Annotated in this window: 15 protein-coding genes; 7 read left to right on the forward strand and 8 right to left on the reverse strand. The window is 67.0% G+C overall.

Features of this window, described 5'->3' with window-relative positions; all coding sequences use genetic code 11:
• The first annotated feature begins 5 nt into the window (after nucleotides 1-5).
• Both allB and ACSC1W_RS16125 read left to right on the forward strand, forming a co-directional pair.
• Entirely contained in the window at nucleotides 6-1448 is a 1443-nt protein-coding gene (gene allB / locus ACSC1W_RS16120; RefSeq protein WP_435348606.1) for an allantoinase AllB, read from the forward strand.
• Between the two features lie 68 nt (nucleotides 1449-1516).
• Nucleotides 1517-2743, forward strand: coding sequence for a C45 family autoproteolytic acyltransferase/hydrolase (locus ACSC1W_RS16125; protein ID WP_435348607.1), 1227 nt, complete (start codon nucleotides 1517-1519; stop codon nucleotides 2741-2743).
• Nucleotides 2744-2832: 89 nt separating this feature from the next.
• On the opposite strand, the gene ACSC1W_RS16130 is transcribed toward ACSC1W_RS16125, so the two are convergent.
• On the reverse strand, nucleotides 2833-3168 hold the full coding sequence (locus ACSC1W_RS16130; RefSeq protein WP_435348608.1) for a hypothetical protein: 336 nt from the start codon (nucleotides 3166-3168) through the stop codon (nucleotides 2833-2835).
• A gap of 123 nt (nucleotides 3169-3291) precedes the next feature.
• Here ACSC1W_RS16130 and ACSC1W_RS16135 point away from each other — a divergent pair, with 123 nt between their 5' ends.
• A complete protein-coding gene (locus tag ACSC1W_RS16135; protein ID WP_435348609.1) occupies nucleotides 3292-4080 on the forward strand; it encodes an SDR family oxidoreductase in 789 nt (262 codons plus the stop codon).
• A gap of 77 nt (nucleotides 4081-4157) precedes the next feature.
• On the opposite strand, the gene ACSC1W_RS16140 is transcribed toward ACSC1W_RS16135, so the two are convergent.
• From ACSC1W_RS16140 to ACSC1W_RS16160, 5 genes are all read right to left on the reverse strand, one after another.
• The gene (locus tag ACSC1W_RS16140) at nucleotides 4158-5174 is read right to left on the reverse strand and encodes a dihydrodipicolinate synthase family protein (RefSeq protein WP_435348610.1); all 1017 of its coding nucleotides are present in this window, start codon (nucleotides 5172-5174) and stop codon (nucleotides 4158-4160) included.
• Between the two features lie 98 nt (nucleotides 5175-5272).
• Nucleotides 5273-6049: an SDR family NAD(P)-dependent oxidoreductase gene (locus ACSC1W_RS16145; protein ID WP_435348611.1), complete on the reverse strand. Its 777-nt coding sequence runs from the start codon at nucleotides 6047-6049 to the stop codon at nucleotides 5273-5275.
• A gap of 122 nt (nucleotides 6050-6171) precedes the next feature.
• The gene (locus ACSC1W_RS16150; protein WP_435348612.1) at nucleotides 6172-6621 is read right to left on the reverse strand and encodes a MaoC family dehydratase; all 450 of its coding nucleotides are present in this window, start codon (nucleotides 6619-6621) and stop codon (nucleotides 6172-6174) included.
• Nucleotides 6618-7094, reverse strand: coding sequence for an FAS1-like dehydratase domain-containing protein (locus tag ACSC1W_RS16155; RefSeq protein WP_435348614.1), 477 nt, complete (start codon nucleotides 7092-7094; stop codon nucleotides 6618-6620). Before ACSC1W_RS16155 ends, ACSC1W_RS16150 begins: the two co-directional genes overlap by 4 nt.
• Nucleotides 7091-8224 (reverse strand): PrpF domain-containing protein, encoded by a 1134-nt coding sequence (locus ACSC1W_RS16160; protein ID WP_435348616.1) that lies wholly within the window; start codon nucleotides 8222-8224, stop codon nucleotides 7091-7093. Before ACSC1W_RS16160 ends, ACSC1W_RS16155 begins: the two co-directional genes overlap by 4 nt.
• 156 nt (nucleotides 8225-8380) lie before the next feature.
• On the opposite strand from ACSC1W_RS16160, the gene ACSC1W_RS16165 reads away from it, so the two are divergent.
• Nucleotides 8381-9142 carry a class I SAM-dependent methyltransferase gene (locus ACSC1W_RS16165; RefSeq protein ID WP_435348617.1) on the forward strand — a complete coding sequence of 254 codons (762 nt, stop codon included), beginning with the start codon at nucleotides 8381-8383 and terminating at the stop codon, nucleotides 9140-9142.
• A gap of 71 nt (nucleotides 9143-9213) precedes the next feature.
• Nucleotides 9214-9870, forward strand: a complete 657-nt coding sequence (locus tag ACSC1W_RS16170; protein WP_435348618.1) for an O-methyltransferase — start codon at nucleotides 9214-9216, stop codon at nucleotides 9868-9870.
• Here the strand turns inward: ACSC1W_RS16170 and ACSC1W_RS16175 are convergent.
• Together ACSC1W_RS16175 and ACSC1W_RS16180 are read right to left on the reverse strand one after the other, a co-directional pair.
• A complete protein-coding gene (locus ACSC1W_RS16175; RefSeq protein WP_435348620.1) occupies nucleotides 9867-10928 on the reverse strand; it encodes a quinone-dependent dihydroorotate dehydrogenase in 1062 nt (353 codons plus the stop codon). The two genes, ACSC1W_RS16170 and ACSC1W_RS16175, sit on opposite strands and share 4 nt — an antisense overlap.
• A gap of 140 nt (nucleotides 10929-11068) precedes the next feature.
• Entirely contained in the window at nucleotides 11069-12343 is a 1275-nt protein-coding gene (locus ACSC1W_RS16180) for an RNA-guided endonuclease TnpB family protein (protein WP_435348621.1), read from the reverse strand.
• Nucleotides 12344-12401: 58 nt separating this feature from the next.
• On the opposite strand from ACSC1W_RS16180, the gene ACSC1W_RS16185 reads away from it, so the two are divergent.
• On the forward strand, nucleotides 12402-12539 hold the full coding sequence (locus tag ACSC1W_RS16185; protein ID WP_435348622.1) for a hypothetical protein: 138 nt from the start codon (nucleotides 12402-12404) through the stop codon (nucleotides 12537-12539).
• Between the two features lie 67 nt (nucleotides 12540-12606).
• Nucleotides 12607-13509, forward strand: coding sequence for an isocitrate lyase/PEP mutase family protein (locus ACSC1W_RS16190; protein WP_435348623.1), 903 nt, complete (start codon nucleotides 12607-12609; stop codon nucleotides 13507-13509).
• The last annotated feature ends 58 nt before the right edge of the window (nucleotides 13510-13567 follow it).

Below are 13567 nucleotides of genomic sequence, written 5' to 3' on the forward strand. Positions count from 1 at the left end.
ACCGTATGCCAGTCGACCTAGTGGTCAGAAACTGCACCATCGTGACACCGGATGGACAGACCGGTCCGAACGCAGGTGTCGCGGTGGACGACGGCAAGATAGTCGCCGTCAGTGAGGACGACCAGTTGCCGGACGCGGACGAAGTCATCGATGCAGACGGAGCGTACCTCGCACCGGGCGTCATCGATTGTCACATCCACAATCGGTCGCCGGGGCTGGAGTACAAGGAGGACTGGGAGACGGCGACCCGCGCCGCCGCGGCCGGTGGCGTCACCACGGTCGTCGGGATGCCCAACACCGACCCGATCATCGACCGGCCGGAGTACCTCCAGACGAAGTTCGACCTGGGCGAGGAGAACGCCCTCGTCGACTTCCAGGCCTACGCCGTCATCACGTCCGACAACCTCGACCAGATAAAGGGGCTCGACGAAACCGGCGTCATCGGGTACAAGGTCTTCCTCGGCACCACCATCGGTGCCATCCCCCCGCCGAACGACGGCGAACTGCTCGAGGCGATGGGCAAGGTCGCCGAGACGGGCAAGCGCCTCGGCTTCCACGAGGAGAACGACCAGATTCTCACGCACCTCGCGGAGAAGTTCCAGGCGGAAGGGAAGAACGACCCGATACACCACTCGTGGTCCCGTCCACCCATCACCGAGCGTGAATCCATCTCGCGGACCATGCTCTTCGCCGAGGAGATGGGCACGAAGATCCACATGTTCCACCTCTCCTGTGGCACCGGTGCCCAGCTCGTCCGCGATGGCAAGGCCAGGGACCTCGACGTGACCGCGGAGACGATGCCTCACTACCTCTGGTTCACCGAGGACGTGATGAACGAGAAGGGCAACGTCGCACGCATCCAGCCACCCATCCGCGACGAGGAAGAGCGGGACATCCTCTGGGACGAGGTGCTCGACGAGGACGGTGGTATCGACTGCATCGCCACCGACCACTCGCCGCACACGGACGAGGAGAAGGGCATGGACGACCCGTTCAAGAACACCTGGGAGGTCATCTCCGGCTTCGTCGGCCTGGAGACCGAGATTCCCGCGATGCTCACCTTCGTCAACGACGGCAAGATGAGCCTTGAGAAGTGGATCGAGATGCACTCCACCCGCCCCGCCCAGATATGGGGCATGTACCCCGAGAAGGGGTCGCTCCAGATAGGGACCGACGCCGACTTCACCATCTTCGACCTCGACCGGGAGTGGACGCTGGAGGACCGCCACACCCTCCACTCGAAGAACACCGTCACGCCGTTCGAAGGCGAGTCGTTCACCGGCAAGGCGACCAAGACCATCGTGCGCGGCGAACTCGTCTACGACGAGGACCAGGACGTCGTCGGCGAACCGGGCTTCGGAACCCGCGTCGACGTAGACGACATCGACAACGACTACGGCGAACCACCGGAAGAGCGCAAAGAGACCGAACTCGACAAGGCGTACTGACGAGTTCGGGTCGCACGACCACCATCGGTTATCAACCAACACGTGAAAGAGATCACCGACGCATACGCATGAGCACCGATTACTACATCGAATTCGGCCGCGAGCGCGGACGCCGACTGCGGGACGCCATCCGCCACAACGTTCGCGGCTTCTGGAGCGACGTGACCGCACGCGGCATCGACCGCGAAACAGTGTACGCGGAAGCACGGGCGAGAGCCGACCGTCTCGCACCCGAGACGCGGGCCGAACTCGAGGGGAAGGCGGAGACCTCCGGCGTCGCGTACAGCGACCTCCTCGCGTTCACCCTGTTCGAGGAGACGCTCGTTCCGGACGGCTGTACGACTGCCATCGCTGCCGGCGACGCCGCCGCCGCCGGCGACACCGTCTTCTTCAAACAGAGCGACAAGAAGGGTGCCGACGAGTTCGAGGGCGACGACTACCACGAACACCAGCAGATAAACGTCGTCCGCATCGAGGACCCCGACGACCGGAACAAGGTCATCGCCATCACGGCCGCCGGGTCCTCGGCGGTGAAGATGGGGCTGAACGACCAGGGCGTCGCCATCGGGTCGAACATCTCCCGGACCGTCACCTTCGACGAGGAGGGGACGGACTCGAAGGACTGGGCCGCTGCCTCGCGCGGCGAGTACATGCGCCAGGGCATCCTGCACGGTGACACCGCCGACGAGGTCGCCGAGCACATCACGCCCATGCTCTTTGCGGACCCGATGTCCTCACCCGGTAACATCGACATCGCGGACCACGAACGCGCCATCGTCCTGGAGGGCGAGTTCACCCACCTCGCCAGCGAGTGGGTCGAGAACGAGGTCATCGGCCGTGCGAACAAGTTCCAGGTCCTCTCCGACCTCGCCCGGTCCGAAGACGAGATTCCGTCCTCGTACGCGCGCTACGGTCGCGTCATGGAGGTCCTGGAGGAGAACGCCGGCGACGTGACCGTCGAGACGATGCGCGACCTCTCGGTGGACCACGAGAACGGTCCCGGGCTGAACTCCATCTGCCGCCACGAGGAGCACGGGTACACGGACGAGACCTCGCTCTCGGCGATCATCGTCGACATCGACGGCGACGACCCCGAGGAGAGCGACGTCTACATGGCGCTCGGCAAGCCGTGTCACGCCTGGCGGACCGACGAGGGCGACGGCTGGCTCCACGTCACCGCCGCCGCCACCGAGGACGACGTTCCGGACCGGTTCCTCACCGGCGAGGCGTGGCTGGAGCACTACACCGAGGACCCGTACGTGGGCGAGGAAGCCCCCGCACCGCTCGACGATTGAGCGACGTCCGGTTCGTCCGGCACTGTTCTCGCTCTCTGCTGCCAGACGGCGGGAAGCCGCGGTAGTCGGTCCGCGGGGACACCGGAACGTCAGTAGCTGGTTTTGCGCTGGACGTACTCCTCGCTCGCGGCTCGGACCATCCACTTCCAGTTCTCGAACTCGGTGTTCTCGGCGACGTACTCGTCGAGTGCGTCCCTCGGGACGTCCTCGAAGTCGGACGCCGACTCTATCGTCCACGGGCTCTCGTCGACGAACCCGTCGAACGAGTCGAAGTCCGTGTACTCCGTCACGAAGCCGTCGAAGAAGAGGTCTTCGACGGTGAGTCGCTCCTCGTCCTGCAGCACGTCGAGGAACTCCGTCCGGTCGATTCCGAGGATAGCGTCTCCGTCCGCGGTGATGATGTACTCGTGTGAGTCGAGTCCCATGGTAAACCCACTCTCAATTACTGGGACATACGAGATAAATCCTGAGGCGGATTCCCGTGGAGCGTCACCGGGACCGTCGCCGACGGGGAGGGGTTTTTCAGTCTCCCGGGAGACGGACGGTACATGGACCTCGAACTGGAGGGGAACGTGGCGTTGACGACGGCATCGACGAGCGGACTCGGCCGGGCGTCCGCGCTGGCACTCGCACGCGAGGGAGCGCACGTCGTGGTGAACGGTCGCGATACGGACCGACTCGCTGACGCAGTCGACGAAATCGACGCCGCCGGTAGTGGGCGCGTCCTGGGTGTACCGGCGGACATCTCGACGGTGGCGGGTATCGAGACGCTGGTCGAGCGAACGCGGGACGAGTTCGACAGGCTGGACCACGTCGTCACCTCGGCCGGCGGCCCGCCGAGCGGGTCGTTCGTGGACACCACCGACGAGGACTGGTACGACGCCTACGACCTGCTGGTGATGAGCGTCGTCCGCCTGCTCCGGGCCGTGTCAGACGACCTGGCTGCGGGCGACGGCGGCAGCGTCGCCCTCGTCGCGTCACGGACGGTGACGGAACCGGCCGACGACCTCGTCCTCTCGAACGCCGTCCGGTCGGCCGTCGTCGGCCTCGGGAAGACGCTCTCGCGAGAGTTCGCGCCGGAGGTGCGGGTGAACTACGTCCTGCCCGGTGCTCACGAGACGGCCCGCATGCAGGAACTCGCCCGGGACAGCGTCGAACGCGGCGACTACGAGAGCTACGAGGACGCACTCGACGACTGGGCGGCGGACGTTCCCGTCGAACGCGTCGGCGACCCGCAGGAACTCGGTGACACCGTCGCCTACCTCTGCTCGCCACGGGCGGGGTACGTGAACGGCGAAAGCGTCCTCATCGACGGCGGGGCGTCGCGGTCGGTGTGAGTTTGGAACGGCCGGGAGGGATACGTCCGGCGCCCGGCCGGTTCCGGCGAGCAGAACGCGGTCGCGGTGGGGCGTTCTCAGGCTTCCCGGAGGTCGTCCGCCAGTTCCTTCCACTCGCGGCCGGACTCGGCGGCCATCTCCACCAGTTCGTCCGGCGCGACGTGGTACGGCGGGCGCGGCGGACCGGCGTCGATGTACCCGGAACCGGTGATGCGGGCCTTCTGCAGCGCGACCGTGTAGAGGCCGTAGAGGTCGTCGTGGCGCACGTTGAGCGCCTCGGGATAGACCGCCTCGGGGCCGACCTGCGGGTAGAACTTGGTGTTCGTCGCGTTGATCAGGGTGTTCAGCTCGCGCGCCGTCTCCTCGTCGCCAGACTCGATGGCCTCCTTCAGACGGAGCGCGGGGAGCGGGTCGCAGGAGGCACTGCCGGACCAGGCGGCGTTCGCACGGTCCGGCGCGAGTTCGTTCGCGAGGTACCACTTCCGCTCGATGGGCATCAACTGGACCCTGTCACCGACCTGCGCGACCGCGTCGCGCCACATCACGTCCGTCGCGCCGTACTTCGCGGCGACGACCTGGGGAATCTCCGCGAGCTGTCGCCACATCTCGGGCGTGATGCGGTTCTTGAACGCGGGCGGGTTGTGGTAGACGACGATGCCGAGTTCGGGGACCGCCTCCCCGGCCTGTCGGTAGAACTCGATGGTCGCCTCCTGGCTGAGTTCGAGCCACATCGGCCGTCCGAGGAGTACCCCGTCCGCACCGACGTCCCTGGCGTACCGCATGCGTTCGATGGTCGTCCGGGTATTGAGGGTGGTCGGACCGGCGATGACGGGCACGTCCCCGTCCACCGCCTCGACGACGATGCGGGTGAACTCCTTCCACTCGCGTTCGGTGAGCGTCGCGGCCTCCCCGAACGTCCCGTTTATCATGATGGCGTCCACGCCGTCGTCCGCCAACGCGCGGGCGCCCCGTCTCGACTCCTCCTCGTCGAGCGTGTACTCCACGGCGGGGTCGCTCGCGTCGTCCGTCGCCGGCGTCGGCATGATACCGAAGATTCCCTCTACGTCCTCGTAGACAAGTCGCTGCTCGGCCATAGCAGTATAGTCAGAAAGTGCCACTATAAGGGTTGTGCCGCCGCCGTCGGGGGTGCTTCGAGAACGCCGGCCGTCGGGCGGTTCTCCGGGTGCCCCCGTCAGTCGTTCATCGTCAGTCCGCCCGACACGCTGACGACCTGTCCGGTGATGAAGTCGGCGTCGTCGCTGGCGAGGAACGCGACGGTCCCCGCCACGTCGTCCGGGCGGGTCATCCGACCGAGCGGGGTGTGGTCGCCGATGCTACCGAGAATCTTCCTGGCAACCTCGCTCTCCGCTTTCACCTCGTCCATACCCTCGGTCTCGGTCGGGCCGGGCGAGACGACGTTCGCGGTGATGTCGTACCGGGCGAGTTCCCGGGCGATGGACTTGGTGAAGCCGACGACGCCGCCCTTCGCACCGGCGTAGACCGCCTGTGCGCTCGTCCCGTTCCGGCCCGCGTCTGAACTCATGGCGACGATGGTCCCCGCGGTGTCGGTCTCGACCATCTGCGTCGCGACTGCACGCGCACAGTAAATCTGTCCGAGCAGGTTGACCTCCAGGAGGTCCGGCCAGACGTCGGGGTCCTCCTCCAGGAACCAATCCATCGTGTACCACCCCGCGTTGTTCACGAGTACGTCGATGGGACCGACGGCCGCCGCGACGTCCGCGACCATCGAACGTACGGCGTCGAAGTCCGTCACGTCCGCCTCGATGGCGACCGCGTCTCCCGCGACGTCAACGTCCGCGATAGCGTCGGCCGTCTCGGCGGCGCGCTCTTCGTGGCGGTCGTTCACCGCGACGGAGGCCCCTTCCTCGGCCAGTCGCTCGGCGACTGCTCGTCCGATGCCACGACCACCGCCCGTGACCAGAACCGTTTTCTCGGCGAGTCCGCGCATGGGCGAGACGTCGGGCGTCGACGGCTTAAGTGTGCATGGCGACGTCCGGTGAGACCTGCTGCAGTCACCGGGGAGCGCAGGTGTCACGCCGAGGGTGCCTCACGAGCGAGGCGTGGGTTCGCCTATCGTTCGCTCCCGGACCGGACGATGTCCTCCGGCGACGTCCGGAGGGTCGCGGTTCCCGTCAGGACCACGTCCCCGTCCTGGTTCACGAGTTCGAGCGAGAGGTCCACGAGGGGACCGTCCGCATCGCGGGCACCCTCGAACGTCGCGGTCGCCTCCACCGTCTCCCCCTCGAAGACGAACCCGTCGTAACGGACGTCGAACGTGCGAAGGTCGGCCGGGGAGTCGGCCACGAGCAGCGCCGCCTGTGCGGCGTACGCCGCGTTGATCGGACCCTGGTTCACCCGACCCGGGAAGCCCTGGTCGGTCGCGTACTCGGGGTCGTAGTGCATCGGGTTCGGGTCGCGGACGACGGCCGTGACCAGTTTCATCGCCTCGGCGTCCACGTCCTCGATGGTCCGCGTGGCGAGGACCGTCCCCGGTTCCAGGGGGTCGCCGTCCCCGGTCATCCGTCCGCCTCCGGTCGCTGGACGACGAGGTCGGTCTCCATCTCGTAGGCCGGTGTGCCGTCCGCCGTCTCGACGGTGTAGGCGACGGTCAGGACGTGGAAGTCGCCGGACGACCCGGACTTCTCCTCCAGGTCCGTTATCTCGGCGCTGGCCCGGTACGTCTCCCCGACGCGGAGCGGCCGGTCGAAGGAGAACCGCTGGCCGCCGAGGAAGACGTTCGGGTCTGCCCAGTCGCCGCCGCGCAGTCTCGCCTCGATGTCGTCGATTCCCGCTGCCTGGCGCGCGACAACCTGCCCGAACGTCGGGGGGACGTACTGCACACCGTCGTCGTCCGGGTAGCGGAAACCGTCGTCGGGGTTCTCCGTCGCGTCCGCCCAGAGGTAGGCCATCCAGCGCTCGACGGTGAACTCGCTCCCCTCGAACGTCTGCCCGACGAACCCTTCTACGTCCGTCCCGTCCCGGTCGGTGCTCATCTCGGGACGTAGTAGAGGTCGCCGTGCATTATCTGGCGGGCGGTCCGCTCGGCCTCGGTGTACGTGACCGTCTCCCCGTCCAGTCCCACGCCGATACCCATCGTCCCCTTCGGGTGGCCGAGGACGACCCGGTCGGGGCGCTCCGCGTCGAGGTACTCGCTCGGGATGGTCCCCGGGACGGCCGCGGCGACGGCGGTGCACATCGCACCCGTCACCGCGTAGGCGTGATGCGGCTTCTGCATGGACATGATGCGCGCGAGCAGGTCGTAGTCGTCGGGCGTCACCGACTCGCCGCCCACGGTCTCGTAGGGCTGGCGCTCGCCCACGACCGCCATCTTCGGGATTCCCGGGCTCTCGGCGGTCGCGTCAGCCCGGTCGGTCACGAACCCGTAGCGCTCGCAGGCCGCGCTCCGCACGCGCTCCAGTCGGTCCAGCAGGTCCGGGTCGGCGTTCACCTCGTCCGGAAGTTCCGTCGCGTCCATCCCGAGGTCGGCCGCCCGCGCGAAGACGCAGGGACTGGACACGTCCACCAGCGAGACCTCGATGTCCCCGACCCCGTCGACGTCGAGGGTATCCGTCCGGGTCCCGGTCGGGAACACCTCGCCGGTGACGGACCCGCCGGGGTCGAGAAAGCGGGACGTGATACGCCCGCCAGTCCCGGGGACGCCGTACACCTTGAAATCGCCGTCGTAGCGGGGCGTCCCGTCTTCGACCGGTATCGACTGCTCGACGACGGTGCCGGTGTTCGAGTTCCGGAGGACGAGCGAGGCGCGGCCGTCCGCCGTGTCGGCGGTCGCCAGGTCGCGCTCCAGCGCGAACGGCCCGATGGCGAACGAGAGGTTGCCGCAGTTCCCACCCCAGTCGACCACCGGGTTCTCGACGCCGACCTGGCCGAACAGGTAGTCCACGTCGACGTCGTCCTCGTCGCTCTCGGAGACTATCATCGCCTTGCTCGTCGTCGAGTGCGACCCACCGATGCCGTCGAGTTGCATCGGGTCCGGACTGCCGTAGAGCGTCAACAGCAGGTCGTCCCAGTCGTCACGGTCCTCTGGCATGTCGGACTCCCGGAAGTACACCCCCTTGCTCGTCCCGCCCCGAAACAGCGTGGCGGGGAGGCTCTCCTGTGTCATCTGGTCGGGGCTACGTGGCACTGGTCCTTATAGTATCGGCCGACGCCGTCCGTCGGACCGTCCCAGGGTCGTGTTCTCTGCGAGGGTCGCGGACAGCACACTCCGCGGAGCAGGTCGGGGAAAACCACTTCACACCCGCGGGCAATCGTGGATGCAATGACCGACGACAGCGGGAGAAAGCGCGCTGCTGCGGAGACGTTCGACGAGCACGCCTCGGCCTACGTCGAGAGCGCGGTCCACCGTGCGGGCGACGACCTGGACACCCTCGCGGAGTGGTGTGCGGACGCCGACCGGGCGCTCGACGTGGCGACGGGTGCGGGTCACACCGCCGGCGCGGTGCTCGACCGGGGCGCGGCGGCGGTCGTGGCGACCGACGCCGCGCCGGAGATGGTCCGGACCGCGGAGACCGAGTTCCCCGGCGTGCAGGGCGTGGTGGCCGACGCCGAGCGGTTGCCCTTCGACGCGGACTCGTTCGACGCGGTGACATGCCGCATCGCCGCACACCACTTCCCCGACCCGGAAGCGTTCGTCGAGGAGGTTTCGAGGGTGACCGAACCCGGCGGCGTGTTCGCGTTCGAGGACAACATCGCGCCCGAGGACGACGACCTGGATTCGTTCCTGAACCGGGTCGAACGCCTGCGGGACCCCTCACACGGTCGTTCGCACCGGGAGTCCGAGTGGCGCGAGTGGGTCGACGCCGCTGGGTTCTCGGTCGAGGAGACGCTCGTCGTCAAGAAGACCATCGACTACCGCGACTGGGTGATCCAGCTGGACACGCCCGAGGAGAACAGGCGCGAACTCGAATCCCTGTTCGCGGACCCGCCGGACGGGGCGAGCGACCTCTACGACGTCACCCACGACGAGGACGGGATGGCGTCGTTCGCCAACCTGAAGGTGCTCTTGCGGGCGCGACGGTAGCGCCAGGACTGGCGTCTCGGGCTGGGTGCTCCGGGGACGGATTTATCGGCTCGCCGTCGGTACGAACGGACATGGACGACGTGATACCGGCGGAGACGGCGCGGTTCGTGCGTGCGATGGCACCCGAGGCAGACGAGACCGTGGCGGCGATGGAAGCATACGGCGAGACGCACGGCCCGACGACGGTCGGGCGCGAAGTCGGCCAGTTGTGCCGCCTGCTGACCGAACTGACCGGCGCCGAGCGCGTCTTCGAGTTCGGGTCGGGGTACGGCTACTCGGGGTACTGGTTCGTCCTCGGCGGTGCGGCGGTCGTGTTGACGGACGTCGAGGAGGAGAACGTGGCGCAGGCCGAGGAGTTCTACACCGAGGCCGGGGTCGCGGACCGGGCGACGTTCACGGTCGGCGACGCACACGACGTCGTCGCGGACTTCGAGTCGTTCGACGTCGTGTTCATCGACCACCAGAAGTCCCGCTACCGGGACGCCTTCGACGCGGTTCGGGACAGGGTGAACCCGGGTGGACTCGTCGTCGCCGACAACGCGATGGTGAGCACGTCCATCCAGTTCGACGGCCTGCTGGCGACGCTCGAAGGACGCGAGGCCGGTGACCTGAACGATTCGACGGCGGGCGTGGCGGACTACCTGACGACGGTCCGCGACGACCGGGACTTCGAGACGGTCGTCCTGCCCATCGGCGAAGGGGTGGCAGTGAGCAGGAAGACGGACTAGACGTCCACGCCGACGGCCTCCTCGATGGAGTCGAAGCCGTCCCTGTCCAGCAGTTCCACGAGCCCGGTGTTGATGTCGTAGGCAGTCCGGGGACCGTTGTAGACGAACCCGGTGTAGAGCTGGACGAGGCTCGCCCCCGCCCGAATCTTGCGGTAGGCGGACTCGGCGTCGCGGACGCCGCCGACGCCCACGATCGGGAGGTCGGTCAGTCCGGCGAGGGTCCGGACCGTCTCCGTCGCGCGTTCTTCGAGGGGTTCGCCGCTGACGCCGCCCCACTCGTCGGCGTCCTCGGACTGCAGGCCGGAGTGGTCCGTGGTGGTGTTGGTCGCGACGATGCCGCTCACGTCGAAGTCGTGAACGATGTCCACGAGGTCCGCGAGGTCATCGGCGCGGGAGTCCGGGCCGACCTTGACGAGGACGGGTTTGTCGTCGTCGTTCGCGTCGTCGAGCGTCGAGAATATGGCTTCGAGGTGTTCTGGACTCTGCTCGTCGTACTCCTCGGGCGTGTTCGGACAGGAGACGTTGACGACGAAGTAGTCGGCGTGGTCGTAGAGGGTCTCGAAGACGTAGCGGTAGTCGTCGATGGCGTCCTCTGCGTCGGAGTCGTTCATCTTGCCGACGTTGACGGAGACCGGTACGTCCGGGCGACCGTCGGCCTCGAGGCGGCGGGCGACCCGGTCGGCCCCCTGGCCGTTGAACGCGAGGCGGTTTATCATCCCGTCGTCCTCCCGGAGACGGAAGAGGCGAGGTCTGGGGTTGCCGTCCTGCGGGAACGGCGTGACGGTCCCGACCTCGGTGAATCCGAAACCGAGGTCTGCGAGGGTGTGGGTCACCTCGCCGTCCTTGTCGAACCCGGCAGCGACACCGACCGGTGTGGGGAAGGTGAGCCCGAACCGCTCGACCTGCAGTTTCGGGTGCCGGTAGCGGAACTGCTTCCGGACGAGTCGCCGGGTGACGCCGAACTGCTGGGACGCCCGCATCGTCTTCTTGCCGAGTTCGTGTGCCGTCTCCGGCGGTAGGGAGAAGAGAACCGGCCTGACCCGCGTGTACAGTGACATTGCACGAGTTGAGGCCGTAGGCGAACTAAACGCTTCGGGATTCGGGCGGGGGACGGAGCCAGCGAGGTACCCACGCGGTTTTTGGCCTCGGCTTCGAAGGTGGCTGTGTGACTCCTCCCCGCCCATTAGGGCGGGGCTTCCTACAAGGGAAGCCTCGTCGTTCGAGGAGGTTCCGGGACGTACTCCGAGAGAGTCGTCTGTCGGGGGTTCCGACTCGTCTCCCGGTGTCCCGTGGTGCTGTCACAAGCACTCCCGTCCTGTGGCGAGTCATCGCCCGCCGTGTTCAGCGGCAGGCTCTCTCCCCACGGGTCGAGGCGGCCAGCGATGTTGGCCGCCGCGTTGATGTCTGCTTGGTATTCCGTCACCCAACACTCGTCGTTCGTACAGCGGAACGCCGCCTGCGACGACCGCGACCCGATGTGTCCGCACTCGTGGCACGTCTGGGACGTGTACGCCGGGTTCACCTTCCGAACGGGGATACCCGCGTCGAGGGCCTTATCCTCGATACGTCCGGTGAGACGCGCGAACGCCCAGGTGTGCAACCGCCGGTTCATCCACTTGCCGTAGTCCAAGCCCTCACGGATGTTCGAGAGGTCTTCGAGGACGATTACCGGGCGCTCGAACTGTTTGGCGTACTCGACGGCCTGCCGAGACGCCTTCTCGACGATGTCCGTGAGCGCGTTCTGATAGTGGTCGAACCGCTCGTCGACGCGCCACTCGGCGGCGCCGCGTTCCTGGAGTCGGCGGAGGGTCGTGAACATCTCTTTGCGGAGCCGTCGCGCCCGCCCGCCGTCGAACAGCATGGGTCGGGTCGGAGTACCAGTGTCCGTCAGGGCACAGCCCGTCAGGAGGTTGGATTCGCCGATGTCGAAGCCGACCGGCGTCGGGTCGTCTGGTTCCTCGGGGGCCGCAACCTCGTACTCGACGGTGACGTGGAACTCCCAGGTGGTGCGGTGTTCCTGCAGTCGGAACTCGCAGGGCGTCACGTCACCGTCGAGCAGGTCGTCCCACAGCTCGCGTTGTGCGGGGTTGATGCGGAGCGGAATCCAGAAGGCGTTGCCACGTCCGGCCTGCGGGACGCGCCAGCAGAACTCGTGTTCGCGGTCTTCGGAGTGGTCGAGACGCAACCCCCGGTTCGTGAACCGGACGGGGTGGTCGTCTTCGATCTCACGAGCGTCGTACGTGTTCCGGAGTTTCGGGACGTAGTTCTTGAGCGCGTCTTTGGCGTAGAACGTGAGGGTGTAGGGGGTGACGACATCGTTGACCGCCGTCTGCGTGTCCGCGCCACTCTCGAAGGCGTCTTCGAGGGCGCGGCGGTACGTGGCCACGGTCCGCTGAAGTCGGTGCTCTTTGTGCGCCGGCGGTGGCGCGAGCGTGGCCTGGAGCGTTTTCGTGGCGGTGGTTCCGGCGGGCATCCGACAGTACAGCGTACGCAACCAAAGCACATAAATTGCACGGAAACGATAAACATGTGTGAGCAAATCGGTTCGGTTCGAGGTAGACGACGAACAGTACGAATGGCTAACCCAACTCAAAGACGACCGCGGATACACGTGGAAGGGCCTGATGTTAGAGGGCGCAAAGGCGCTCGACACCGAGGAGGCGCAATAATGGGACAGACAGTCAAGTGTCGCATTCCTCCCCGCCGTAAACGGCGGGGCTTCCTGCTTGGTGAAAGATGACGGATTCCGGACCAGCCACGGAGGCGGGGACGCGGACAGCAGGGGCGCGGTTCCGCGCGCTCGTCGAATCGGACGACCCGACCATCGCCCTCGGCGGGTACGACGCGCTCTCTGCGTCTCTCGTGGAGCAAGCCGGCGGTGACGTCGTCTACATGAGTGGGTCCAGCGTCTCGACGTCGGTCCACGGCGGCCCCGACGTCGGGTTGACCACAGCGACCGAGATGGTGCGGCGGGCGCGCCAGATGGCCGGCGCAGTGGACGTTCCGGTGTTCTGCGACGCCGACACCGGTTACGGGAACCCAATCAACGTCCGGCGCACCGTCGAGGAGTTCGAGCGAGCAGGCGTGGCAGGCATCCACGTCGAGGACCAGACGTTCCCGAAACGCTGTGGCCACTTCGAGTCCAAAGACGTGATTCCGACGTCAGAGATGGTCCAGAAACTCCACGCGGCGACGGACGCGCGTACGTCCGACGACTTCCAGATAATCGCTCGCACCGACGCCGCAGCGGTGGACGGACTCGACGCCGCACTCCAGCGCGCACGGGCCTACCACGAGGCCGGCGCAGACGTGTTGTTCGTCGAAGCCCCGGAGTCGCGGGCGGAACTCGCCCGCGTGGGCCGCGAACTCGACGCACCGCTCGTCGCCAACATGACCGAGGGAGGGAAGACGCCGATGCTCCCCGCGGACGAACTCGGAGCGCTGGGCTTCGACGTCGTGTTGTTCCCGGCGACCGGGTTCAAGGCCGTCTGCAAGACGCTCCAGGACCTCTACGGGGAGATTCTGGAGACCGGCACCCAGACGCACCTCCTGGACCGCCTCGTCTCGTGGGAGGGCCGTGACGAGATAACGGGTCTCGCCGAGATACAGGCGCTGGAGGCGCGCTACGAATCCGAGTGAGAGGGGCGACGAGTACCTGTCGGAGCCCGTACGATACGTCCACCCCCACATAGACGTG

It is taken from the genome of Haloarchaeobius marinus (genome assembly GCF_051207415.1).
In the GTDB taxonomy this organism is placed as follows: Archaea; Halobacteriota; Halobacteria; order Halobacteriales; family Natrialbaceae; genus Haloarchaeobius.